The sequence below is a fragment of the Siphonobacter sp. SORGH_AS_0500 genome (genome assembly GCF_031453245.1).
Classification (GTDB): Bacteria; Bacteroidota; Bacteroidia; order Cytophagales; family Spirosomataceae; genus Siphonobacter.
In genome coordinates this window covers 3536455-3561631 of the sequence record NZ_JAVIYT010000001.1, presented here as the reverse complement: position 1 = coordinate 3561631, position 25177 = coordinate 3536455, and the positions used below count along the sequence as shown (strand labels likewise).

At 46.5% G+C, this 25177-nt stretch carries 16 protein-coding genes; 4 read left to right on the top strand and 12 right to left on the bottom strand.

Going from position 1 to position 25177, the window contains the following annotated elements; translation table 11 throughout:
* Positions 1 to 28 precede the first annotated feature (28 nt).
* Together QE357_RS15260 and QE357_RS15255 are read right to left on the bottom strand one after the other, a co-directional pair.
* Positions 29 to 610 carry a peptidylprolyl isomerase gene (locus QE357_RS15260; protein WP_106637550.1) on the bottom strand — a complete coding sequence of 194 codons (582 nt, stop codon included), beginning with the start codon at positions 608 to 610 and terminating at the stop codon, positions 29 to 31.
* Positions 611 to 645: 35 nt separating this feature from the next.
* On the bottom strand, positions 646 to 1503 hold the full coding sequence (locus tag QE357_RS15255) for a dienelactone hydrolase family protein (RefSeq protein WP_309709125.1): 858 nt from the start codon (positions 1501 to 1503) through the stop codon (positions 646 to 648).
* A 164-nt stretch (positions 1504 to 1667) separates the two neighbouring features.
* Here QE357_RS15255 and QE357_RS15250 point away from each other — a divergent pair, with 164 nt between their 5' ends.
* Positions 1668 to 2702, top strand: coding sequence for a winged helix DNA-binding domain-containing protein (locus tag QE357_RS15250; RefSeq protein ID WP_309709123.1), 1035 nt, complete (start codon positions 1668 to 1670; stop codon positions 2700 to 2702).
* A 38-nt stretch (positions 2703 to 2740) separates the two neighbouring features.
* On the opposite strand, the gene QE357_RS15245 is transcribed toward QE357_RS15250, so the two are convergent.
* The 10 genes from QE357_RS15245 to QE357_RS15200 form a co-directional block, all read right to left on the bottom strand.
* Positions 2741 to 5131, bottom strand: a complete 2391-nt coding sequence (locus QE357_RS15245) for an ABC transporter permease (protein ID WP_309709117.1) — start codon at positions 5129 to 5131, stop codon at positions 2741 to 2743.
* A 13-nt stretch (positions 5132 to 5144) separates the two neighbouring features.
* The gene (locus QE357_RS15240; RefSeq protein ID WP_106637555.1) at positions 5145 to 5438 is read right to left on the bottom strand and encodes a hypothetical protein; all 294 of its coding nucleotides are present in this window, start codon (positions 5436 to 5438) and stop codon (positions 5145 to 5147) included.
* Between the two features lie 208 nt (positions 5439 to 5646).
* Entirely contained in the window at positions 5647 to 8085 is a 2439-nt protein-coding gene (locus QE357_RS15235; protein ID WP_309709113.1) for an ABC transporter permease, read from the bottom strand.
* 23 nt (positions 8086 to 8108) lie between these two features.
* Positions 8109 to 10505, bottom strand: a complete 2397-nt coding sequence (locus QE357_RS15230; RefSeq protein ID WP_309709110.1) for an ABC transporter permease — start codon at positions 10503 to 10505, stop codon at positions 8109 to 8111.
* Positions 10506 to 10586: 81 nt separating this feature from the next.
* Positions 10587 to 13004 carry an ABC transporter permease gene (locus QE357_RS15225; RefSeq protein WP_309709106.1) on the bottom strand — a complete coding sequence of 806 codons (2418 nt, stop codon included), beginning with the start codon at positions 13002 to 13004 and terminating at the stop codon, positions 10587 to 10589.
* Positions 13005 to 13126: 122 nt separating this feature from the next.
* Positions 13127 to 15532, bottom strand: a complete 2406-nt coding sequence (locus QE357_RS15220; RefSeq protein ID WP_309709103.1) for an ABC transporter permease — start codon at positions 15530 to 15532, stop codon at positions 13127 to 13129.
* A gap of 137 nt (positions 15533 to 15669) precedes the next feature.
* On the bottom strand, positions 15670 to 18042 hold the full coding sequence (locus tag QE357_RS15215; protein WP_309709100.1) for an ABC transporter permease: 2373 nt from the start codon (positions 18040 to 18042) through the stop codon (positions 15670 to 15672).
* 116 nt (positions 18043 to 18158) lie between these two features.
* Positions 18159 to 18848 carry an ABC transporter ATP-binding protein gene (locus QE357_RS15210; protein WP_094813994.1) on the bottom strand — a complete coding sequence of 230 codons (690 nt, stop codon included), beginning with the start codon at positions 18846 to 18848 and terminating at the stop codon, positions 18159 to 18161.
* Between the two features lie 256 nt (positions 18849 to 19104).
* A complete protein-coding gene (locus QE357_RS15205) occupies positions 19105 to 20370 on the bottom strand; it encodes an HlyD family efflux transporter periplasmic adaptor subunit (protein WP_309709087.1) in 1266 nt (421 codons plus the stop codon).
* Between the two features lie 100 nt (positions 20371 to 20470).
* On the bottom strand, positions 20471 to 21004 hold the full coding sequence (locus tag QE357_RS15200; RefSeq protein ID WP_106637603.1) for an RNA polymerase sigma factor: 534 nt from the start codon (positions 21002 to 21004) through the stop codon (positions 20471 to 20473).
* A gap of 295 nt (positions 21005 to 21299) precedes the next feature.
* On the opposite strand from QE357_RS15200, the gene QE357_RS15195 reads away from it, so the two are divergent.
* Genes QE357_RS15195 through QE357_RS15185 form a run of 3 tightly spaced genes read left to right on the top strand, consistent with a single transcriptional unit; the run spans position 21300 to position 25088 of the window.
* Positions 21300 to 22694, top strand: coding sequence for a sigma-54 dependent transcriptional regulator (locus QE357_RS15195; protein ID WP_309709083.1), 1395 nt, complete (start codon positions 21300 to 21302; stop codon positions 22692 to 22694).
* Between the two features lie 30 nt (positions 22695 to 22724).
* Positions 22725 to 23726 (top strand): phosphotransferase, encoded by a 1002-nt coding sequence (locus tag QE357_RS15190; RefSeq protein ID WP_309709080.1) that lies wholly within the window; start codon positions 22725 to 22727, stop codon positions 23724 to 23726.
* Between the two features lie 24 nt (positions 23727 to 23750).
* Positions 23751 to 25088: a PAS domain-containing sensor histidine kinase gene (locus QE357_RS15185; RefSeq protein ID WP_106637562.1), complete on the top strand. Its 1338-nt coding sequence runs from the start codon at positions 23751 to 23753 to the stop codon at positions 25086 to 25088.
* Positions 25089 to 25177: the final 89 nt, after the last annotated feature.

Here is a 25177-nt window from a genome sequence, read left to right as displayed (position 1 = left end):
TGTTAAAGTTCAGAACTCCCTACTATTATTACTTCACCTCATACCCCAACTTCTTCAACTCCGAAGCACTCAGGTTAATCACGTTGACGTCGATTTTAATGGGCGTTAAAGGCGTGTCGGTGCTGTCTCTTTTTACGTTTACGATGGCGTCTACCACGTCCATGCCTTTGAAGACCTGACCGTAAATGGTGTATTTATCGTCCAAACGAGCAAGACCATTTTTGTTTTGAACGATGTAAAGCTGACAACCTGCTGAGAGCATTTCAGGGTTATCGTCCCGTCCGGCTCCCACGGCTCCGTACACGTGGCGAATACTTTTCACAAATTCCGGTTTGAGTAGGTAAGGGGAATCCGAAAAACCTTCGGGAGTATCGGGGCAACCGCCCTGAGCTACGAAATTGGGGATCACCCGATTGAACGTATACGAATCCCAATAGCCTTGTTTGGCCAGTTTCAGAAAGCTGGCTTTGTGGTTAGGCGTTTCATCGTACAACCAGAAAAGAATTTCGCCTTTATCCGTCTTGATCTGCCCAATCGGATACGTTTTTTCGGGTTTGGAGGCTGTTAACAAAAAGGCCAGTAGCGGAAGAAATAGTAACCCTTGTTTCATAGTTAGGATGTAATAAATTTTGGGGAAGTTAAAGATCAGGATAAATTCTCTTTAAAAAATGCCAGCGTGCGTTCCCAGGCTAGTTTTGCAGCCGCTTCGTTGTAACGCGTAGGAGCCGTGTCGTTATTAAAAGCGTGCTGAGCACCATCATACACGTACAGTTCATACTTGATCTTATGGGTTTTCAGAGCTTCTTCGTAAGCGGGAATGCCCTTATTCACACCCTCGTCCAGACCGCCGTAATGCAGCTGAACAGCCGCTTTAATTTGAGGAACTTCAGCAGTTTCGGGCTGGCGACCATAAAAAGCCACGGCTGCTTTCAGGTCAGGATCATGTATTGCCAACTGATTTGCCAGAGCACCGCCCCAGCAAAAACCTACACAACCCGTTTTGCCATTACTGTTCTTCAGGGTTTTCCCATAAATAAAGCCTTTCAGGAAGTTATGGAGATTCTGCTGTTTATCCAGTTTAGCGAAAAGCCCACGGGCTTCGTCTTCGTTGGCTGGAGTCCCGCCGAAAGGCGATAAAGCATCGGGAGCAAGGGCAATATAACCTGCCTTCGCTACCCGGCGGGCTACGTCACGAATGTGTGGATTCAATCCCCGGTTTTCGTGTATAACGAGTACGACCCCTCGCTTGCCTGCCGATTTGGGTTGAGCGAGATAAGCCTTCATGTCCAGTCCGTCGCCGGGGTAGGTGACGTCTTCAAGCAGTAAATCTGGATCATCTTCGGCGATGGTGGTAGCATGAGCGTAATTCACTTCCAGCAGGGGTAATACTGCCATGGCTGCCGTCATACTGCCCGTTAGTTTAGCCAGTTTTCCCAGAAAATCCTGACGGGTAAGAGGCTTGTGGGTGTATTCGTCAAAGAGGTTAATAATTCGCTGATCCATTGGGCTTCTGGTCTACAAAGTGTTTGTGGCTAGTGCTGTCGAAAGATGCCTAATAAAGATGCTTAATTTTGAATGAAGACGGAAATACTAGGCTTAATCTTTTTTGCTGACATAAGGTTGTCACCAGAGTCTGTTAGTTTGCGTTCAGAATTTTAACTCAGCCTATGAATGCTTCTGAATTACTTCGATACAGACTGGCTAGCCAGCAAATCAGTGCGTCAAAATTCGTATCGTCGGGTGAAGCAGCCCGCTGGATGGGAATAATTCAGGCTCAGGATTTTGCCGGAGGAAAATGGGCCCTGGCTTTACGAACGCAACAGGCTACAGAAGTGATGATAGAACAAGCCATTGCTGATCGAAGCTTAATCCGAACCTGGTCTGCTCGCGGGACCTTGCATTTTATGGCTCCTGAAGATGTTCATTGGGTAAACGATCTCATCCGACCAAGGTTACTGGCGAGTCTGCAAACGCATCATCGAAGAGATGGCCTGGATGATGGACAGGCTCTGAAGGGGTTGAATGTATTAAGCAGCCTTTTAGCAGAGCCTGTTAAAAGAACCGCTTTGAAAACCCAGCTTGAACAATCCGGTTTTTCCTGCGAAGGACTTCGCTTTAATCATTTACTGGTTCGGGCTGCTATCGAAGGACTAATTTGTTTAGGGCCACGCGAAGGAAAGGAATTTACTTACGTCTTGAGGGATGAATGGATTTCAGGAAAACACATTAAAACCAGGGAAGAGGCTTTAGCCGAATGGGCTTTTCGATATTTCACGAGTCATGGCCCAGCCACTATAGCCGATTTTGCATGGTGGTCGGGCCTGACTATGAATGAGGCGAAAATGGGCTTAGCGAGTGTAGAACCTGAGTTAGCCCGAATCATATTTAACCATGAAACGTATTGGATGTCGCCCAAAATGGAGCCTGCTCCGGCTCATACCGTTCATTTATTACCCAGCTTCGATGAGTTTTTACTGGGGTATAGAGATCGGAGTCTGGCCTTAGCTAAGGAGCATTTATTCAGTGTAGTAGGAAGTAATAATGGATTGTTTAAGCCGATTATTGTAAAAAATGGACAGGTAATAGGTATCTGGAAGCGAGTAATGATAAAAAAAGAATATCAGATTGAAACCCGATTTTTCGACGGAAAAGAAGTAAATATTAAAGATGCGATTCAGGCTGTTTTAACCTATGCAAACTAAAAGTGGACGAATTTCCATCCGCCCACCTTTAGAAAACTTTATTCCGTTTTTAAACTCTTGACGGGATTCGCCGTGGCGGCTTTGATCGTGAGCGAACTCACCGTTACTAAGGCTATTCCCAGAGCAAGCAGACCCGCCAGCGGAAATACCCAGATGGGCATGGCCGCTCGGTAATGAAAGTCTTCGAGCCAACGTGTCATGGCGTACCAGGCAATGGGACTCGCAATCAAAACGGCAATGAAAACCAGTTTCAGGAAATCTTTGGAAAGTAAGGTAGTAACCTGCCAGGCACTCGCTCCCAGCACTTTCCGAACGCCAATTTCTTTGGTTCGCTGAAAGGTAGCATAAGACGTTAAGCCGATTAGCCCCAGACAGGCAATGAAAATGGCGATGCTGGCGAAGTAAATGAACAGCTTTCCAAATTGCTCTTCGCCTTTGTATTTATCATTGAAAGACTGGTCGATGAAAAAGTAGTCGAAAGGTCGTTCGGGAACGGCCTGCTTCCAGAGCTGCTCAACCGCCGCCAGCGTTTCAGGAATGTGCTGAGCTTTAATTTTTATCGAAATCTGTTGAAATTCATTCGGATTGATTCGGAAGCTAGCCGGGCTGATTTCATCCCGAAGGGAGACATCATGGAAGTTTTTCACTACGCCAATAATCATCCCTTTACGGCCCCACTGATCAAACTTTTTACCAATAATTTGTTCGGGCGAAGTATAGCCCAAACTACGAACTGCGGCTTCATTAACCAATAAAGCCTGCGTAGAATCGGTGGAAAATTTTGTAGAAAAGCTTCTTCCAGCGATGATCGGAATCTGATACTGATCGAAGAAGTTATAATCAATCGAGTAGAGACTAATGTTGGAGGCCTGTAACTCACCCTTCTGGTTTTCCAAATGAGTATAAGCTCCCAAAGATCCGCTACCGGGAACGGTAGAAGATTCAGTTACGGATTCCACGCCCGGAATTTTAGAAAACTGAGCTTTAAGCGTAGCTCCGTGCCGAGCCATGTATTGCGGATCGTTCAGGTTTAAAATGAGCATCTGATCTTTCGAAAAGCCCAGGGACTGCTGACGCATATAGGCCAGTTGATGATACACCACAAAGGTGCAGACCATCAGACTTACCGAAATAACAAACTGAAAAACCACCAGCGATTTTCGAAGAATCAGGCCCTGTCGGCTGGTCGCAAAACGTCCTTTTAAAACGGTTATCGCTTTCATTCCCGATAAAACCAGGGCAGGGTATAGACCTGCCATAACTCCTACCAGCAAGGCCAGACCGAGCAGGATCAGCCAGAAGGTTGGGTTACTGAACGTGCTGTCAAGGACCGTTTTTCCGGAAAACGCATTGAAGGAAGGAAGCAGTAACTCGCAGAGTAATACAGCAAGCCCGAACGCGAATGTACTTAGTAATACGTATTCACTCAGAAACTGGAAGGTAAGCTGTTGCCGACCGGCTCCTACCACTTTTCTTACGCCGACTTCTTTGGCCCGCTCGCTGGCTCGGGCGATGGTCAGGTTAATGAAATTGATGCAGGCCAGAACCAGGATAAATCCGGCGATTACCGAAAAAATATAGACGTTTTTCAAACTTCCCTGTTGGGGTGCCCCGCGATCCGATTTCAGGTAAAGTTCCTGCAAAGGTTCCAGGTGCAGGATATACCACATCTGATCTTTCGACATTGCCTTGCCAATCAAGCGATCTATTTCACCTCGGATTTTGGTTTCCAGGGCCTGAGGATTGGTATTTCCTTTGAGTACAAAATAAGAATAAAACCCAAAATTACCCCATTGTTCGTCCAGACCCGGCTGCATATGTTTAGTCAGCGTGGACATGGATAGGAGCAGGTCAAAAGGAATATGGCTGGCTTCAGGAATGTCTTTTAATACACCCGTTACTTTTACTGGAAATTGCCCTTCCATCCGTAGCGTCTGGCCCATCGGGTCCTGTTCGCCGAAGTATTTTTTTGCCGTCTTCTGAGTTAATACTACGCTAAAAGGAGCTTTCAACGCAGTGCGGGCATCGCCCTTCAGAAGCGGAAATGTGAAGACATTAAAAACGGTGGAATCGGCCAGGTAAAGATCATTCTCCTGAAATTTCTGATCCTTATACGCAACAACCGCATTTCGCTTCCAAAGACGTGTATACGCCTCTATTTCTGGTAGTCGTTCGCCCAACTGCGGTGCCATCGGAGCAGAAGTAACATTGGAATGGATGGTTTCGGTGGGCGTTTTGATGTCAGTGACCAGTCGGTAAATCTGATTGCCTTTTTCATGAAAAGTATCGTAACTCAGTTCATGTCGAACGTAGAGGCTAATAAGCAGACATGCCACTAACCCAACGGATAATCCGGCGAGGTTAATGATAGTGAAGAGCCGATGTTTCAGCAGGCTACGAAGGGCTATCTTGAAATAATTTTTTAGCATACGATGGAGAGCATTAGGCGAGTTGGGTAACGGCCCGCATTTGGCTTAAATCTTCTTTTTTAACGAAAGTAATCGGAACAAAATCGTCCGTGGGGGCACCGATGTAATACAGCGACCATTCCTGATCGTAAGTCGTCAGCATTTCCCGCAGGCATTCCACCCGATTGAAAGAGGGCGTAGAGCAGTCGTCCCAGCGAAACAGCTCGACCCGGTAATGCAAATCCTGTTTTTGACCGTTAATAACCACCGAAATTTCAATTTCATGTTTTCCCGGTAACGAAGGCAGAGGTATTGCAATATATGACATAGTTCTGGCTGGTTATGAAGTAACTGTATCAGGGTAAGCTCTACATTTTAAAAGTATGCCAGCTTTATTGGTAGGTTAATAGTTGTCTGATTATCAGTGAGATATGAAAAAATAAATGTCCGAAACTGAACGGTTCATGTACAGTTTCGGACATACCGTAGAGACGCCATCCATCGGCGTCTCTACGGTTGGGAGTAGCCTTTACTAGTTATTCGCTTTTTAGACTCTTAACAGGATTTACCATCGCCGCCCGAATGGTTTGGCTACTTACGGTAACCAGGGCAATCAGAAAGGCGATTAATCCGGCTCCCGCAAAAAGCCACCAGCTTAACTCGGTGCGATAGGCAAATTCTTCGAGCCATTTATTCATCAGAAACCAGCTTGTAGGCACGGCAATGAAATAGGCAATCATGACGAGTTTTATAAAATCACGCGAAAGTAAGCCCACGATGCTGGTGATGCTGGCTCCGAGAACTTTACGCACCCCGATTTCTTTGATTTTCTGTTCAGCAGTAAAAGCCGCCAAACCATATAACCCCAGGCACGCAATGAGAATGGCAACGGTGGTAAAGTAACTGATTAGGGTACCCATTTTCTGCTCCGTTTCGTAATTTCGCTGGAAATCCTGATCCAGAAAACTATACTCGAAAGGCTCCTCTGGGTTAAATGTTTTCCAGGTATTTTCCAGGGAAGTCAGTAAGCGGCTTACCTTGGTAGTATTCGTTCGAACGATCATGTAGTTCAAGCCCCAGGGAGCCAGAATGAAGCCAAAATTATCAATGGGTTGCTGTAACCCGGCAAAATTAAAATCTTTTACCACACCCACTACCTGATAATCAAGCCGTCCTTCCGAACCATTCCAGTGCAGCGTTTTGCCAAGGATACTTTGGGGCGTATAGCCCAGTTTTGCTACGGCGTGTTCGTTAATGATGATTCGCTGGGCCGTGTCGGCTGGAAATTGAGGCGAGAAGAAACGACCACTGATTTTATGAAACCCCATGGTTTCCATGAAGTCATAATTAACGTGATTCATGCGGAGGGTAACCCCGTTTTCTACCGTTTTTCCTTCCCGGTAAAAGGTCTGATCGCCCGCTACGAAAATGCCAGGATAACTCGTGGCGGCGGCGGCCGAAACTACCTCCGAGTTTTTCTCAATGGCCTGTTTGAAGGTCGCATAATGATCTTTGGCCAGATTGGTTCGAAGAGGAATAACCAATTGCTGGTCTTTCACAAAACCTAAGTCCTGGTGTTGCAGAAAATCCATTTGACGCCAGATGACAAGTGAGCCCAGAATTAGTATAATGGACAAGGCAAACTGAAATACCACCAGAGCTTTACGAAGATTAATAGCTGCCAGACTATTGCTAGCTTTGTTTTTCAGAACCTGAGCCGGATTAAAGGAAGAAAGGTAAAAGGCTGGGTAACTACCCGCCAGTATTCCCGTAATTAAAGCCAGTCCTAAAAAGAGGAAAAGTTTGGTATAATCTTTGGTAAACGAGATACTTAAATCAGTTCCGGCAATGCTGTTGAAAAGCGGTAAACTTACTTCAACCAGAAAAATAGCGATGACCAGAGCCAGCAAACTAATGATCATGGATTCGCCGAGAAACTGACCGATCAGGGTTTCTTTTTCGGCTCCCATGACTTTACGAATCCCCACTTCAGCCGCCCGCTTACCGGAACGGGCCGTACTGAGATTCATGAAGTTAATGCAAGCAATAACCAGTGTGAATAAGGCAACGGTAATCAGGATATAGACAAACTGAATGTTTCCTTTTTTATTAAAAATCGTTTCGGCATCGGTGTATAAATGGATGCTGGGAACAGACTCCAGATATTGGTTTTTCTTGAATGCCACCCGTTTCAAATCTTTACCCATGTACTTTTCGATGAAAGCCGGAAACTTGGCTTCCAGACTTTTGGCCTCTGATCCGGGACGGAGTTTGAGGTAAGTAAAGAACATGTTGTTACTGGCAAAATCCTGCGTATTGCGAACAAAGTCGCCAATATCTCCACTGCTTAACGACATAAAGTAGTGACTGTCGATATGGGAAGGACCAACAGATCGAAACACACCCGTGATTTTAAAATCCAGATCGCCATTGGAACTGCTAATGCGAATAACCTGATTGAGAGCGGAGTTGGTGCCATACAGCTTTTGGGCAATCTCTTCGGAAATCACCACGGAATTCGGTAGATCCAGTGCATGTTTGGGAGAACCTTCGAGAAATTCGTATGCGAACAGATCAAAAAAAGTGGGATCGGCAAAGACACCTTTGGATTCATAAAAGCTTTGCAGGGCTTTCCCATGAGCCATGCGTTTGAAAATGGCTTTATCTTCCGAGAAAGGAATAAATACTCGGGTCACTTCTTCTACCTCTGGAAATTCATTCTTCACGGCCGCTGCCACCGGTGCTGCACAGGTAGGAGCTTTTTCAGTTTTAGCCTCCGTAACGAATTCGGTAACCAAACGGTAGAGGTCTTTCGAACGATCATTGTGTGTATCGTAACTTAATTCATGCTGAACGTAAAGCAGAATGAGTAAACAGCAGGCCATTCCTACGGCCAGGCCAATGATGTTAATGAGGGAAAAAACCTTGTTTTTCCAGAGGGTTCGCAGGGCGATTTGAATATAATTGCGGAGCATGGCTTCAGCGTTTGCGGGTATAGTTATTCACTTTTCAGGCTTCGAACGGGATTCATTAAGGCCGCCCGCAGGGCCTGACTGCTCACCGTCAGCAGAGCAATCAGCAGGGCCAGCAGCCCGGCAGCCAAGAATATCCACCCGCTAATCTGGATGCGATATGCAAAGCTGTTTAGCCACTCGTTCATCATCCACCACGCCAGCGGCGAGGCCATCAGGAAGGCCAGTCCCACGAGTTTGAGAAAATCGCGGGATAACAAGGTGATTAGTTGAAATTCATTGGCTCCCAGTACTTTACGTACGCCGATTTCTTTCGTCCGTTGCTCTGCCGCATACGCAGCTAGTCCGAACAAACCGAGGCAGGCAACGAGGATGGTCAGGATGGAGAAAACCAGTACAACCTGGGCCGTCCGCTGTTCAGTCTGGTAAAGGTTGTTCAGGTGCTGGTCCAGAAAAGTATATTCAAAAGCCGACTGCGGCAGGCTTTCCGAAAAAACGTTTTCGAGTTGCGACATGGTCTGCGTCAGTCGCTGGGTCCGAAGTTTCACCAGCAGGTAGCGATACGATTCGGTATTGGCGTTATGAAAAGCATAACCGCCGATGGGTTGATGGAAATTTTCAAAATGAAAGTCCTCCACTACGCCAACGATTTCCGAGTTATTATCACCAAAAAGCCCGTAAGCTTTCCGGCCAATGGCATTTTCGGGAGTATAGCCAAGAAAAGTTACGGCATTGCGGTTCAACACTACCTGAACCGTCGTGTCTTTGGCGTCTTTGGCCACGGAGGGAAGGGTTTTCCCAGCGATCAGTTTCAGTCCTAGCACCTGTACAAAATCCGGCGTGGCATGATTGGTCGTCATTTTGAATTCTTCCGAAGACTGTAGATTCTTTCGTAGGGAACGCCCACTGCCACCGTTGGCAGGAAACGTCTGGCTCCGGCATACCTCCACCACGTCGGGCAGAGAAAGGACGCGGTTCATCAGTCCGTCAATCTGCGGTTTGGACTCCGCCGCCACCGTCGTAATCGCTACCACCTGTTCAGGCTGATAGCCCAGTTTCTGATGCTGCACAAACCGGAGCTGCTGGTAAAAAATGATGCTGCTGATAATGAGCACAATGGAAGCCGTAAACTGAATGACAACCAGACTGCGACGAAACAGGCCGGCTCCCGTGCTGGACCGGAAATTGGTTTGCAGCAGGTTTTTAGGGGAGTACGATGACAGGTACAAAGCGGGGTACGAACCAGCAATCAGGGTAACGAGGGTTCCCGTCAGCAGTAATCCGGCCAGAACCTCGGGCGACAGCAGGGCATAGGCCGTCAGATGCCGAGAGGCAAGGCGATTGAATATCGGTAAAAAGGCTTCCAGCAGAGCCACACTAAGAAGAATGGACAGCAAGACCAGAATCGCCGTTTCTATATAAAATCGACGGGCCATCAGATTTCGGGAGGCTCCCAATGCTTTATTGATACCTACCTCCCGAAAACGTTGCTGGGAGCGGGCCGTACTCAGATTCATGTAATTGATACAGGCAATCACCAGTACCACCAATGCAAGGATAACCAGAATTCGTACCTGCTGCGGATCGCCGATTTTGCTAGTGTAGACATGGGCGACGTCTTCGGAGTGCAGATGAATGTCCGTTAACGGTTGCAGGTAAGCGGTATAATAACGGTTCTCGGCGGAAACATTTTGTTTAATCAGCTTATCCAGCTGCCGTTCTACCGAAGCGGGTTGGGTTTGAGGATTCAACACTACGTACGTTTCAAAACTGGCATTGCTCCAGGAAAGGTTTTTATACGCCCAGGTTTCCGTGGCGAAAGAACCAATCAGGTTGGCATCGAAGGAGGAATGATCCGGAAAATCGGCGTAAACCCCCGTAACCTCAAGAGTGGTCCGGTTATCGACTTTTAGAACTTTCCCGACCGGATTTTCGTCTCCGAAATAGCGTTCAGCCGTACGCTGACTGATCAGCACCTGATTTGGTTTGTCCAATGCCGTTTGGGGATTACCCTGAATGAGCGGAATATCGAATACCCGAAAAAGCGTGGAATCGGCCCAGTACAGGTTTTTTTCCACGAATTTTTTTTCGCCCGTTGTAATAAAAGCTGATTCGCCAAAGTTGTGTTTCAGAAACCGAACCTGCTGCTTCACCCCGGGAATTTTCTCCAGCATGGTGGGACCGATGATGTTCGGAGCCGTTGCCCATTTCTCCTGCTTTCCGTCAAAAGAGACCGCTAGATTCACCCGGTAAATCTGTTCTGCCTGCTTATGATACTGATCGAAGACCAACTCATCCTTGATGTATAAAAACAGCAGTAACGAAATCGTAAGGCCCAGAGAAAGGCCCAGCATATTCAGGCCGGTAAATAAGCGACTCTTCCAGAGGTTGCGGAGGGCAATTTTGAAATAGTTCTGAAACATAAGTGCGGATGCAAAGGAGTTAACAACAAGTCAATGACGAAGGAAACCCTACGGCAGAGCCTCTGCCGTAGGGTTAGGAAATTATTCCGTTTTCAGACTTTTGACCGGATTGGTCAGCGAAGCCCGGATGGCCTGGCTACTCACGGTTAGCAGAGCGACCAGCAAGGATAATCCGCCCGCCAGCAGAAATAACCAGACATTCAACGTAATGCGGTAGGCAAAACCTTCCAGCCACCGATTCATTACGTACCAGGCCAGGGGCGAGGCAATGAGAAAGGCAATGCCAATTAAACGGATAAAATCGCTGGATAATAGTGTAATCAATTGAATTTCTGTTGCTCCCAGCACTTTTCGAACGCCAATTTCTTTGGTGCGGCGTTCGGCTGAGTAAGCCGCCAGACCGAATAAACCCAGACAGGCAATTACGATGGCCGTAATGGCGAAGGCCATGAACACTTTCCCGATGCGTTGTTCACTTCGATAAATACTGTCGAAGGCTTCATCCATAAACTGAGACTGAAATGGCTGACCCGGCATCACTTTATTCCAAACCTGTTCAATCTGACCTACGGTTTCGGATAGGTTTTGCGTCTTGAGTCTGAAATTGGCCCATCCTGCTGGTTTTGAACTCAGTTGCAGGGACAACGCCCCAACGTTTTCCCGCAGGGATTCGTAATTAAAGTTTTTAACGACGCCAATGACCGTTAATTCTCGGGTTTGGCCCGTTCGCATATCTTCAAGGACCGAAATCTTTTTACCAATTGGATCTTTATATCCGAAAAGTTTGACGGCTGTTTCGTTGAGAATAATGCCGGAAGAGTCGGTAGCCATGTGAGGCGAAAAGTTACGCCCGGCAATAATTTTCAATCCCAGTGTTTTCGTATAATCTGGGTCAATGTACCACTCCTGCATTTGGACGGCCCGTTCCTGCACTACTTCTCCTTCTGGAAAAAACGAGTTATCGCCCCGCCAGGATGGAATGGGTAAATACCCCGTTACGGTACCATTCTGAACGCCGGGAATTCGCAGGATTTCGTTTTTCAGGGTTTGTACCTGAGGACCGTACACGCCATTCAGCATCAAAACCTGATCCCGGTTGAAGCCTACTTTTTCCTTCTGAATGAATGTTAGCTGGTAATAAATGGCCAGGGTGCAGATGATGAGAAATACCGAAGAAAAAAACTGGAAAACGACCAGCGAACTTCGCAACCAGCCGCTTCGCATACCCGTTGTTAACGTTCCTTTCAGCACTTTGGCAGGCTCAAAGGCAGATAAGTAAAAAGCCGGATAGCTGCCCGCCAATATGCCCACTAGTAAGGCAAAAAGCAGTAATACGGGAAGGAGATACCAGTCTTTGAAAAAGCTGAGTGATAACTGTTTATCCGCAAGAGTATTGAAAGCGGGCAATGCCAATTCGGCCATGACCAGGGCAATGGCAAAGGCCATCAGGCTTAGCAAAACCGATTCGGTAAGAAATTGACCAATCAGATTTCCATTACCCGAACCCAGCACTTTCCGAACGCCAACTTCCTTCGCCCGGTGAGCCGAACGGGCCGTAGCCAGATTCATGAAATTGATACAGGCGATCAGGAGAATGAAAATAGCAATGGCTGAAAAAATATACACGTACTGAATGTTACTCTGCGGGTTCATCTCATCCACCCGATCCGAATACAGATGAATAGCAGTAACGGGGATGAGTGAGTAACGAATGTAACTGCCGGCAGCTTCCAGCTCAGCCATGCTTTTACCCAGCGTTTGCTGGATTAACGGCCCCGCCTGACGCGTGAAAAGTTCCTGCATTTGTCGTTCTACTTTTTTCGGGGAAACGCCGGGTTTGAGCAACAGGTAGGTACACAAATTATGACTCAACCAGTAGTCTTCCTTGCTTCTGGCGTTATCCAGCATTGTAAAAAACAAATCAGTCTTTAGGTGAGAAGTAGTGGGAAGGTCTTCGATAACTCCGGTCACTTTGTAATCGTCGGAACCATTGACGCGTAAGGTCTTTCCCAGTGCTTCAACGGTATCAAAATACTTCAGAGCCATTTTACGGGTAATAACCACCGTGTGCGGCTGATTGAGAGCCGTCTTCGGATTACCGGAAAGCATCGGGATACCCAGTACTTCGAAAATTCCTGAATCGGCATAAACTTCTTTTTCCTGAATCTTTTCTGTGCCTTTCCAGATCATGCCGGGAGCCTGATTGAGAATGCGGGCAGCCGCTTCGATTTCAGGGTAATTCTGAACCAAAGCCGCAGCCATCGGTGCCGAACTATTGGACGTATGCGTATCTGAGCCCCCAAATCGAATGTCTGAGTTAATGCGATAAACCCGGTCGGCATGATTCAGGAAACGATCATAACTCAACTCATCCAGAATGTAGAAGCTGATGAGCAGACAGGTCGCAATACCAAAGGCCAGACCGAAAAGGTTAATGGCCGAATAGGTCTTGTTTCGCCAGAGGTTACGGAGGGCGATTTTGAAATAATTAGATAGCATATCGATTGCTGATTGATCGTTTTTGGTTGTTAGGAAACGAGACTTTCCGAAGAGGCTGATGGCCATTTTACAAGCAACCGCCCTTTACAGACAATCATCAACTAAGAACTAACACTCACCCTTTACTCACTCTTTAAACTCCTGACCGGATTGGTCAAAGCAGCCCGAATGGACTGGTAACTCACCGTCCCCAGAGCAATCAGCAAGGTTAACAACCCCGCTTCCGCAAATACCCACCATTGTACGGAAACGTGATAGGCAAATTGTTCCAGCCAGCGATCCATCGTTACCCAGACCATCGGAATCGAGATAAGCAGAGCTATCGCCACCAGTTTGATATAGTCTCTGGTGAGAAGCGTTGAAATTTGAAGGACACTGGCTCCCAATACTTTACGAATACCGATTTCCTTGGTTCGCTGTTCGGCACTGAAGGCAGCCAGCCCCAACAGACCCAGGCAGGCAATGAAAATGGACAAGCCCGAAGCCAGTGTAAAGAGTGAACTGTATTGCTGCTCGGTCTGGTACTGTCGGTTGTAATGCTCGTCGGCGAAGTAAAAACTAAAGAGGTTGCCCGGAAAGTAACGTTCGTAAGCAGCTTTTAACTGCTGAATATGCTCATGAACGTAATCCGTTGAAATTTCGGCGGTCAGATACGTGGTGTTCTGTTGGGGCCAGTAAACAATGGGCTGAATAGCCTCTTTCAGACCCAGGTGGTGATAGTTTTTTACAACGCCAACCACTTCAACAGCCTGTCCGTTGAATAAAACCGTTTTGCCGAGAATGGATGAGGGAGAATAGCCTAACTTGGCCGCTGTCGCTTCGTTGACCATAAAGGCATGAACGTCGCTCCAGGGTTTTTCGGTTTCGCTTTTTGTGAAACTACGGCCACTGGCCAGGGAGATTCCGTAAGTCTTGAAGAACTGATCATCACAGATTAAGACGGCAAAGCTCGTTTTCTGGTCGGGTGAAGACTGATCCGTTCGCAGGACGTTTTCCGTGGAAAAATTAAAACCACTTCCCGGTACATTGCCAGAGGAACTAAAGGCCGTTACAAAGGGAAGCTGACTCAGGGCATTTCTGAAGCCAGCCGTACGGGTCAGGAACGTGCTGTCGCGACCCACTTCTGGTCCCTGCATGACCAGCCGTTGTTGCAGGGTAACTCCCAGATTCTTCCGTTGCATGTAATGCAATTGCTGGTAGACAATAAAAGTCGCCGCAATAAGGGTGATGGAGATACTAAACTGAAAAAGAACCAGTGACTGGCGTAACCAGCTTTTGCCGGACTTGAGCAAGCCGCCTTTTAAGCTAAGCAGTGGATTAATACCACTCAGGGCAAAAGCCGTATAAAAACCAGAGACACCGATGCCGGCCAGAAAGAAAATGAAAGCGTAGAACCAGTAATGAGAGTCGAATAAAACGGACAGGGAAAGGTTCTTCTGGATCAGTGCGTTGAAAGGAGACTGAAGTACATCGACTACTACAAAAGCAACTAGTAAAGCGATGATATTCAGTATGATAGATTCGCCCAGAAATTGACCAATGATTTGAAAGCGATGGGCTCCGATTACTTTTCTTACCCCCACTTCTTTGGATCTTTTGGAAACCAGAGCCGTACTTAGGTTGACGTAATTGAACCAGGCAATGAGTAAGATGAGCGAGGCAATGCCACTCATCAGGTACACAAAGCCCAAATTTCCGAAGGTGATGAACGAATCGGTTAGCGAAGCTCCCAGGTGTTGAAATTGAACGGCTTGTAACCGGATTTGATCCGTGCTTCCGGTAGGCAACGTCTTGAGTAACTGATTGAATTTCTGTTCTGCCCTTAATGCTTCGGCCTGAGGGGTGAGTAACACATAGGTGGTTACAAACTGAGCTCCAACGCCAGCGGGGTCTACCCAGCTATTGTCTTTAATGACCGAAGGATTCGCCAGCGTAGCCATTGAAAAGATAATATCTGCCTGGATATCAGAATTTTCCGGCATATTCTCATAAACCAAAGCTACGGTGTATTCCGTTTTTCCAAACTGATTATCAACCGTAATTGGTTGACCTACCGCCGCTGCATTACCAAATAATTTTTCGGCTTCACGTAGGGAAAGGCCGACGGTTCTGGGCTTGTTCAGCTCAGAAACAGACCCTGATTGAACCGGAAACTGAAAGAGATGAAACAGTGAAGCGTCGGCATAAATAGTCTTATCTTCCCGAATGGTTTTTTCCGCAACCCTGACCATGCCATTTCCCAGGCCTTCGGCAATCCGGCAGTAGGATTCTAGTTCCGGGAAATTAGCCCGGAGTATTACCCCGGGAGCTGAAGAAGACTGCGTTGAGCCCGACTGCGGCTGCATCAGGACTCGGTACAGACGAGTCAGCTTAGGGTGGAAGGTATTAAAACTCCGCTCAAAACTAACGTACTCCAGAATGAGAAGTGAGGCCGTTAACCCCAATGCCAGACCGGTTAAATTCACTGTGGAAAACAGTCTGTTCTTCCACAGACTTCGCCAGGCAATTTTCAGATAGTTCTGTAACATGACTGTTAGGGTCTTAGGCTTTGTTGGTTATGGGTTGTTCGTTGACGGTTATTGAGGAGAATACGTTTAATCAGCGTCGATTTTGAAGTATTTTCTGAAAATACCCTTCAAAACAAGGACCAACCATCAACTACCCGTTACTCACTTTTCAGACTTTTCACAGGATTGGCGGTTGCTGCCCGGAATGCCTGTGAACTCACCGTAAATACAGCAACGATAAGAGCCAGCAAGCCCGCTCCAACAAACACCCACCAACTGAGCGAAACGTGGTAGTAGAATTTTTCGAGATAACCATTCAAGGCCCACCACGCAATTGGTGAGGCTAGTACAAAGGCAATACCGACTAGCTTCACAAAATCTTTAGATAAAAGCGTAATGACGCTGATTATACTGGCTCCCAGTACTTTTCGTATGCCAATTTCTTTCGTACGTTGTTCAGCTGTAAAGGCCGCCAGCCCTAAGAGTCCTAAACAGGAAATGAAAATGCCCAGTCCGGCGAAGATGCGGGCCAGTGCACCTGCGACTTGTTCCGTACGGTAGAGTTTTCCGTATTCCACATCGGCGAAATTGTACGTGAAAGGGAATCGGGGATTTACCTCTTTGCATACGGATTCCAAACTGGCAAGGGCCTGTTGGGTCTGGCCCGGCTGCGTACGCACCATCATCTGGCCGTAGTAGGTGGGAGACCAACCGACGTTCAATCGCAAAATCAGCGGTCTGATTTGTTCATGAAGGGAATGAAAATGGAAATCATCGACTAGCCCAACAATAGTGCCGGGACGATCCCAAAAAGTGATGGGTTTACCCACTGGATCTTTGTATCCCATCAGTTGGGCAGCGGCCCGATTTACTAATACGGCCCCCGAATCGGTGGCGTATTTAGGAGAAAATTCCCGTCCGGCTAGTAGTTTAATGCCCAGTGTTTTCAGTCCGTCGTATCCAATAGCCGATGCCTCAAAAAGTGGACGACTTTCAGGGTCTTTACCGGGCCAGGATACGCCCGTGGTATTGCTCCCAAATTCGCCTAGTGCCTGATTAATGGAACTCACGGCCAGGATGCCCGGCTTGCGTAACAACTGCTGCTGAGCCACGGGAAATTTGGTTGATAACTCGCCTTCCAGGGGGACGTAAATCAGGTTTTCGCGATTGTATCCCAGGTTTTTGTTCTGGATGAAATGCACCTGCCGATAAATAATGATCGTTCCGATGATCAATAAAATGGAAAGGGTAAACTGAAAGACGACCAATCCCTGACGGAACAGTTTGCTGCCTCTGGAAAATTTCAGTCGGCCTTTCAATACGCGGGCAGGATTAAATCCAGACAGATAAAACGCCGGGTAACTTCCCGCAATGACACCAGTCAGTAGCGTAATGCCGAGCAGAAGCACATACGTAGACGCACGGGTATACTGTAAATCCAGTTGTTTTTCGGTAAGTTCGTTGAAACTAGGTAACACCAGTTCAATCACCCCAATGGCCAGTAATACGGCTAGAAAAGAAATCAATAAGGATTCTGAAAGAAACTGCCCAATGAGTGATTCACGAACGGCTCCCATCACTTTCCGAACGCCCACTTCGCGACTCCGACGCTCCGAACGGGCCGTACTTAAATTCATGAAGTTGATACAGGCAATCAGTAATATAAAAATGGCAACAATACTAAACAGCCGGACGTATTCGATACGACCGCCATTCTGAAATCCACCCCGCCAGTCATTATACAGATATGACTCGCTTAGTTTCTGCATGAAAAGATCGTTGGGGTATTCTTCTTTCCGGTAATTATTCAGAAATTTTTTAAGGCGTTTTTCCACGTTAGCCAGATTCGCATCCGGACGAACTTCAAAAATGAGCCGTGGGCCGTTGTTGCCCCAGTTTTCAATCCATGAATTCCGTTTACGGAAGTCCTCCCATGTTAACAGGAAATCATATTTCTCAGAAGCCTGAGGAGGAAGATTTTCGAATACGGCGGTAACTTTATACGGAGTGGTACTGCCAGCTACCTCCACCGTTTTTCCGAGGGCTTTTTCGGGGCTGCCAAAGTAATTATCCGCCAGTTTTCGGGAAATAGCTACGCTTTCTGGTGTTTTTAGTGCGGTAGCTTTGGTCCCTGCCAGTAACGGTATGGAAAGCATTTTGAACCAGTCTTCACCGGCCCAGCGAACCTTCTGTTTATTGAATTTCTCACCAACGGTAAAATTCAACTGATCTTCCCAGGTAAAACCAGAAGCGTGTACAACCTCTGGAAATTTCTTTTTCAACTCATAACTGAGCATCCCGGGTGTATGAGATCCGGCATTGGTTTCTCCGTTAAAAGTCTGTCGCTGCATGACCCGATACAACACCGGGCTTTTTTCGTGGAAACTATCCATTGCCAGCTCATCCTGCACCCAGAGCCCAATCAGCAAACTACAGGAGACGCCCAAGGCTAGCCCAACAATATTAATGAGCGAAAACACACCATTCCGTATCAAATTACGAAAAGCAATTTTAAGATAGTTGGTGAACATGGGTAGTCTTGAGTTTATTTCTGTTTACCGTTGTCGGTTTTCTGTTGTCAGTTTATTCAAAGCAACTCAAATGATGACTATAAGAGAACTGAAAACAGAAAACCGTAAACTGAAAACTAGATGTGAAATTTCGTATTTACGTTTTCCGTAACGACGTGGCCATCGAAGAGGTTAATGATCCGGTGGCTGTAGTTGGCGTCGTAAGGGGAGTGGGTTACCATGATGATCGTCGTCCCTTCTTCGTTGAGCTGCTGTAAAAGTTTCATTACCTCTTCCCCGTTAGTCGAATCAAGGTTACCCGTCGGCTCATCGGCGAGGATTAGCTTCGGCTTGGCAACAACCGCCCGGGCAATGGCTACCCGTTGCTGCTGACCACCCGAAAGTTGTTGCGGGAAGTGGTCTTTCCGGTGCATGATGTTCATGCGGGTTAATACCGTTTCCACGAGTTCCTTGCGTTCGGAAGCTGACTTGCCGAGGTAAAGCAGGGGTAACTCTACGTTCTCATACACCGTCAGTTCGTCAATCAGGTTAAAGCTCTGGAATACGAATCCGATGTTTCCCTTGCGAAGTTTAGCCCGCTGACGTTCCGAATATTTCGAGATTTCTTCACCCCAGAAGTTATACTCGCCCGTGGAAGGGTTATCGAGCATTCCTAATACGTTCAGTAAAGTTGATTTGCCGCAACCCGAAGGTCCCATGATGGCAACAAATTCGCCGTCAGCAATTTCTACATTGACGTGATCCAGAGCCGTTGTTTCAATTTCTTCAGTACGGTAAACTTTGCGGAGGTTTTTGATTTGAATCATGGTTTGGAGCTTCAGGTTGTTTTAACCACAGAGTTACTCAGGGTTTCGGCACAGAGTTCTCAGGGTACTTTTTATCAGATTAAGCTTTTAAATACGAGTACTTGATTTTCTGTCCACAAACGCACGAGGGTTCAAAAGGATTAAAGCGTGGTGAAACCTAGTGTCTTTGAGCCTTTGTGGCAAAAGATTTGGTATTCGCAGTCCTTTACTCATGGGTTACTCTGTGCAAAACTCAGCGTAACTCTGTGGTTAATATTTACTGGGGTTGCTTATTTTCCTTCAGGTTGAGCACTTCGTTATCACCGAAGGTTTCATAACTGGACGTAATTACTTTTTCACCGGGTTTCAGGCCATCCAATACTTCGTAATACGTTGGGTTTTTACGGCCTAACTGAATCTGACGTTTCACCGCCCGCTCGCCATTGGCTTCAACTACGAATACCCAGTTACCGCCCGTTTGCTGATAGAAACCACCCGTAGGCAGCAGAACTGCCTGCTCAGGTTTACCCAGTTCCAGACGAATGCGGAGGGTCTGACCGCGACGAATATCCGTTGGAGCCGTTTGAGCAAACAACATATCCACTTCAAAACGACCGTTGGTTACCGTCGGGAAAACCTTATCGACGATCAGTTTATACTCTTTACCGTCTAGATCTGCGTAACCTTCCAGCCCTTTCACAATGCGAGGCAGGTATAATTCGTCAATGGGCACGCGAACCTTAAATTTATCCAGAATATCGACCTGTCCAATCTTGGTTCCTTTGCTGATTAACTGACCAATCTGTAAGTCGGTAGCGGTTGAGAGTTGTCCTGAAATGGGAGCACGTACCAATAGGTTATCCAGCATTTGACCGACATTCTGAATGCTTTCCCAAATCCGTTTTTCAGATTGCGTTAGCTGAGCATTTTGTTGAATACGAATAAGCGAATCCTGCATGTACGAACGCTGGGTAACGTTCCGGCGGCGTTTCTGATAGGATACGTCTTCCCGTACATCCTGTTGTTCTTTTTCAGACAAATACTTGGATGCCCGATCGTTACGATTCAATTGCTGCTCCTTAATTTTTACCTGATAATCAATTTCAGCCAGCGTATTTTGTAAGGCTAGGGTGTTTTGTTGCAGTTGCAGACGCGAAGTCCGGGCGTTATTTAACTGATCGTACAGAGCCGTTTCACGCGTTAATACATTCAGTTTTAATTCCGTATTGGAAAGTTGAAGAATGACGTCACCCGCTTTTACCATATCACCCGACTGCTTGAAAATCTTCTCAATGGACCCTCCCTCTACCGCATCTAACTGCACACTTTGAATCGGAATAACCGTTCCGTTTACGGGGATGAACTCGTTAAAAGCCCCCTGCGAAACCGTTGAAATGGTCTGTTTTTCGGACTCTACCCGAAGCTGACTGCGTTTGTCCCGAAAGACCACCGCCCATAGTGTGAGTGAGACCAGGAGCAAGCCACCAATGATGAAAAACACACGCTTCGAGTTCCAGAATTTTTTTTCAATTTTCTTATCCACGGGGAAAATATGGTTTTAAGTTGTTAGTTAATGGTTGTCGGTTGATGGAAGATAGTTCGTGGTAGACTTAAACTAGCCGCTAGTGACGAACAACCATCAACTAATTCATGAGTAATTCCTTCAGCTTCAACTTCGCCCGCATGAACTGGGAGCGGGAAGTAGAGGGAGAGATATTTAATAATTCGGCAATTTCTTCATGGCTGTAATCCTCCAGCAAATGCAGGGTTAATACGGTACGGAAGCCATCGGGTAACTTCATCAGGGCCGTTCTAACTTCCGAAACTTCCCAATCGTCGGGTTCTGTGGCCTGTACAAAGGCTGCTTCTATGCCTTCTTCCACCTCTACCAACTGTACCCGCCGCTGGCGAAGCCGATTGAGAGCTTCGTTCACAACGATTTGTTTTAGATACGCTCCGACGGTACTTTCCTGACGAAAATCATTAATTCGCTGAAAGAACTTGACGAAAGCGTCCTGTAACACATCTTCGGCTTCGGCGGTGTGATTCAGGATTCGGTAACAAACGTTATACATTGATTTGGAATACAGCCGATACAGTTCGTACTGGGCAGAGCGGTCACCGCGGCGACAAGCTTCTACCAGAGCAGTACGATCAGTTTTACAAAGCGTTTCCATAATCTCAGTTGTTAAAAGGCCGTCGAACGGCGTTAATGAGGCCGTCCGACGGTAATCGAAACTAAACCCTGATGCCTTAACTTTCCAAAGCTGTGCCAAAGTTTGAAAAAGGCCCTCAGGAGCTCAAAAAGGGCATTTTTTAATAAAATAGTGTTCGCTGGCGTACAGCTACTGTACGGAATCGAACACTTTTTAGTAGCTTTCTGGTGTTATCTGTGAATGGTACAGTTTTGATCAGTACTAGGTAACTCTGAAATCATTTTTCAGGACCTGAAATTTTAGAAAATACAACCCAATGCCATTAACCTCTGCCCGTATTCTGGTCGTTGATGATAATGAAGACCTGCTAAAAGCGGCTCGGTTGTTGTTAAAGCAACATTTTACCCGCGTTGATACTGAGAAAAATCCCGAAAATCTACCGACTTTATTACGTCAGGAAGGATATGACGTGATTATGCTGGACATGAATTTCACCCAGGACGTGACTTCGGGGACGGAAGGATTTTTCTGGCTGGATAAAATTCTGAAAATCGACCCGGCAGCTATTGTCTTACTAATTACCGCTTATGGCGACGTGGAAATGGCCGTACGGGCCGTGAAATCCGGGGCGACTGATTTTATCCTGAAACCCTGGAGTAATGAGAAGTTACTCGCAACGCTATTTTCGGCCCTGTCCCTTCGGAAATCCAAACTGGAAATTGAAAAGCTCAAGTCTCAAAATGCCATTATTTCAAGAGACCAGCACGCTCGTTTCGGCGAAATGGTGGGCGTCAGTCCGGCCATGCACGAGGTTTTCGGCACCATTCAGAAAGTAGCCGCTACTGATGCCAATGTCTTGATTTTGGGTGAAAATGGAACGGGTAAGGAATTGATAGCTAGATCATTGCATCAGAATTCGAACCGAGCTCGTCAGGCATTTATTAGCGTTGATTTAGGAGCAATTAGCGAGAATCTTTTTGAAAGTGAGTTATTTGGCCACGTCAAAGGAGCCTTTACCGATGCCCGCGAAGACCGGGCCGGACGCTTTGAAGCCGCCGATGGAGGAACCATTTTTCTGGATGAAATCGGGAATCTTTCTCTGCCAATGCAGGCCAAGTTACTGACCGTTCTGCAAAGCCGTCAGGTCACACGGGTGGGGTCCAATCGGCCTAAATCTATTGATATGCGATTGATTTGTGCGACCAACATGCCTTTGGCCGAAATGATCACCAAAGGTGAGTTTCGGCAGGATTTATTATACCGCATTAACACCATTGAAATACGGATTCCGGCTCTGCGGGAGCGGCCCGAAGACATTGAGTTACTGGCTCATCATTACCTGCGGGTCTACACGCAAAAGTACCGCAAACGCATTCGGGACGTAAGTCCACCGGCTATTCAACGGATGACAAAATACGGTTGGCCGGGAAATGTGCGGGAGTTACAGCACGCCATCGAACGGGCCGTGATTATGTGCGAAAAGGATATGCTGCAACCCGAAGATTTATTCATTTCAACGGCTCAGAAAACGCCCGAAAAGCAAGCTTCGGCAGAAACCTTATCGCTCGATCAATTTAATCTGGATGAACTGGAAAAAGCCATCATTCGAAAAGTATTGAACAAGCATAGTGGTAATATTTCCAAGGCCGCGACGGAGTTAGGATTAACCCGTGCTTCTTTATACCGAAGACTTGAAAAATACGGGTTGTAAAACTGTTAATTTCCTTCTTACCCTTTTCTTATGTTAACTCTTTTTCCAACCCAGTATTCTACCTTATCTTCTAAACACCTAGGAACGTATATCGGAGAAAAATACGGGTTTTTGAAGGTCTCATGCCGCTTTTTGCTAAGAGGTGTGAGCGATACGTACGTTATTGAACATGCGGAAGGAAAAGCAATTTTAAAAATCTACCGGGAGTCCCATCGAAGCCTAGATGAAATAAAAGGGGAGGTAGAATTATTAGCTATTTTAAAATCAGGAGGTGGAAAAGTGGCGGAAGCCCTGATCGACTTGGAAGGTAATGCCGTTCAATCCTTTCAGGCAGCGGAAGGAATCCGTAATGGCGTCGTATTCAGGTATGCCTTGGGAAAGAACGTCTATGACTTCACAGATGAACAACTGGAGGTGCTCGGACGCGAAATGGCTTTTAATCATAAGATTACTAGCCAGACTCAATTGCATTACCCTCGTCAGGAATATACTATTGAAGCCACGATTGACAGGCCTCTGGAAGTAATTAAACCCTTTTTAATGGATTTTCAGGAAGAGTATCAATATCTGGAAGAGACGGCGAAACGGGTAAAACAAAAGATCAATAGTTATGACCTTCAGTCGTTTAGTTATGGCTATTGTCACTACGACTATCTACCTAAAAATTTTCATTTCGACGAGCGTAATACAATCACCGTTTTTGATTACGATTTCGCGGGAAAAGGGCTTTTGATGAATGATCTAATGACTTTTATGATGCATTATTTCTTTCATACTACGCTCAATCGCATTAGTTATGAAGAAGGAGATCGGCACTTTACTCTTTTTATTGAATCCTATCGAAAAGTAAAAGCTATCTCAGATCAGGAGTTGGAGTTAATGCCGTATTTAGGCTTTGGATTCTGGTTGTTTTACCTAGGTTTTCAGTGCGAAAATTTTGACGACTGGTCGAATACTTTCTTTAGTTCCAGGTATTTGCAGGATCGAGTTTCTATTATTAAAAAATACATGGGTCGGTATTGTCCCCTTTAAATAAGCGACGCTTTAGCAAATGGCATGAGGAATTTTTCGGCTCAGATTTACATACGTATTCTCATTTTAGTGCTGGTCAGTTTATTACTGGCCTACCTCTGGTTTAACTCCCGCCTGATTGTTACCAAAGGCGTTTTAATCCTTGTCCTGTGCTATCTGAGCTTTGATCTGGTTTCCTACGTAAAAAAGGCCAATCGCCGGGTTATGGATTTATTCGAAGCCATTCGTTATGCTGACTTTACCCGTTCCTATACTACCCGTTACTTGGGCGGCTCGCCGGAGTATGATTTTCTGGTGAAGGAGGTGATCGATTCCTACCGGAAAAACCGGACGGAAAAAGAAGAACTCGTTCGTTACCTCGAAACCATCGTGCAGCACCTGAGTGTCGGACTGATTGTTTTTGGAAAAGACGGGCACGTTGAGACGGTGAATACCGCGACCAAACGGTTAGTAAACCAGGTGGTTATTCGAAACATTCAGGATTTGAAAGCAGACATTCCGGCGTTGGTGGAGGCCTTGGAAACGGCTTCTTCCGGCGATACGGGTTTGTTAAGAATTGACTTAACTGGCGAGGAACGCACCGTGGCCTATGCGGTAACGGAGTTCATCCGTAAAGACCAGAAGCTGAAACTGGTTTCGCTGAAAGACATACAGTCGGAGTTACAAAATCAGGAATTTGATTCCTGGCGAAACCTGACGCGGGTATTGACGCATGAAATCGTGAATTCCATCACGCCGATTCATTCGCTCTCTGGTTCATTGAAGGGATTGCTCGAAGCGGAGTGGGAAAATGACCAGCGATTAACCGAAGAAACGTACGGCGATTTGATGGATTCGCTAGCCGTTATGGAGCGACGAAGCCAGAGCTTAATGCAGTTAATCGACGCGTATCGACGCTTTTCAAGACTACCGAAACCTGACTTTAAGATGGTCTCCATCAGTACGGTTCTCCAGAATCTCGTCAGCTTATACCGGGGTGAAGTAGCCGAAAAAGGAATTGAGCTAAGCGTCAGGGTGGAACCAGAAACGCTCGAAGTAACCGCTGATCCTCAGTTAATTGAATTTGTATTGATCAATCTCGTCAAAAATGCCATTCAGGCAATGGAAGGTGTGCCCGATGCCCGGCTGGAATTGATTGGCGAGTTGGACAAAAGCCAGCGGGTTTCCATTCATGTGGTTGATAATGGAAAAGGTATTATTCCCGAAGCCATGGATAAGATTTTCGTTCCGTTTTTCTCAACAAAGCAGGGTGGTTCAGGTATTGGCCTAAGCCTTTCCCGACAGATTATGCTTCAGCATCGGGGCATCCTAAGAGTAGAATCTGAACCGGGTGTAAAGACGGTGTTTACGTTACGGTTTTAATACATATCAGAATTTTACTTGGCCTGGGGAATGTAACTGGCGTGAATGTTGCGTCCTCTGATTACATCTGGGGCTATCCAGCCTGGGGC

What these genes read in the sequence shown, in the direction of transcription:
- QE357_RS15260 (WP_106637550.1), bottom strand. Translation starts at nt 610, where the DNA reads ATGAAACAAGGGTTACTATTTCTTCCGCTACTGGCCTTTTTGTTAACA.
- QE357_RS15255 (WP_309709125.1), bottom strand. Translation starts at nt 1,503, where the DNA reads ATGGATCAGCGAATTATTAACCTCTTTGACGAATACACCCACAAGCCT.
- QE357_RS15250 (WP_309709123.1), top strand. Translation starts at nt 1,668, where the DNA reads ATGAATGCTTCTGAATTACTTCGATACAGACTGGCTAGCCAGCAAATC.
- QE357_RS15245 (WP_309709117.1), bottom strand. Translation starts at nt 5,131, where the DNA reads ATGCTAAAAAATTATTTCAAGATAGCCCTTCGTAGCCTGCTGAAACAT.
- QE357_RS15240 (WP_106637555.1), bottom strand. Translation starts at nt 5,438, where the DNA reads ATGTCATATATTGCAATACCTCTGCCTTCGTTACCGGGAAAACATGAA.
- QE357_RS15235 (WP_309709113.1), bottom strand. Translation starts at nt 8,085, where the DNA reads ATGCTCCGCAATTATATTCAAATCGCCCTGCGAACCCTCTGGAAAAAC.
- QE357_RS15230 (WP_309709110.1), bottom strand. Translation starts at nt 10,505, where the DNA reads ATGTTTCAGAACTATTTCAAAATTGCCCTCCGCAACCTCTGGAAGAGT.
- QE357_RS15225 (WP_309709106.1), bottom strand. Translation starts at nt 13,004, where the DNA reads ATGCTATCTAATTATTTCAAAATCGCCCTCCGTAACCTCTGGCGAAAC.
- QE357_RS15220 (WP_309709103.1), bottom strand. Translation starts at nt 15,532, where the DNA reads ATGTTACAGAACTATCTGAAAATTGCCTGGCGAAGTCTGTGGAAGAAC.
- QE357_RS15215 (WP_309709100.1), bottom strand. Translation starts at nt 18,042, where the DNA reads ATGTTCACCAACTATCTTAAAATTGCTTTTCGTAATTTGATACGGAAT.
- QE357_RS15210 (WP_094813994.1), bottom strand. Translation starts at nt 18,848, where the DNA reads ATGATTCAAATCAAAAACCTCCGCAAAGTTTACCGTACTGAAGAAATT.
- QE357_RS15200 (WP_106637603.1), bottom strand. Translation starts at nt 21,004, where the DNA reads ATGGAAACGCTTTGTAAAACTGATCGTACTGCTCTGGTAGAAGCTTGT.
- QE357_RS15195 (WP_309709083.1), top strand. Translation starts at nt 21,300, where the DNA reads ATGCCATTAACCTCTGCCCGTATTCTGGTCGTTGATGATAATGAAGAC.
- QE357_RS15190 (WP_309709080.1), top strand. Translation starts at nt 22,725, where the DNA reads ATGTTAACTCTTTTTCCAACCCAGTATTCTACCTTATCTTCTAAACAC.
- QE357_RS15185 (WP_106637562.1), top strand. Translation starts at nt 23,751, where the DNA reads ATGAGGAATTTTTCGGCTCAGATTTACATACGTATTCTCATTTTAGTG.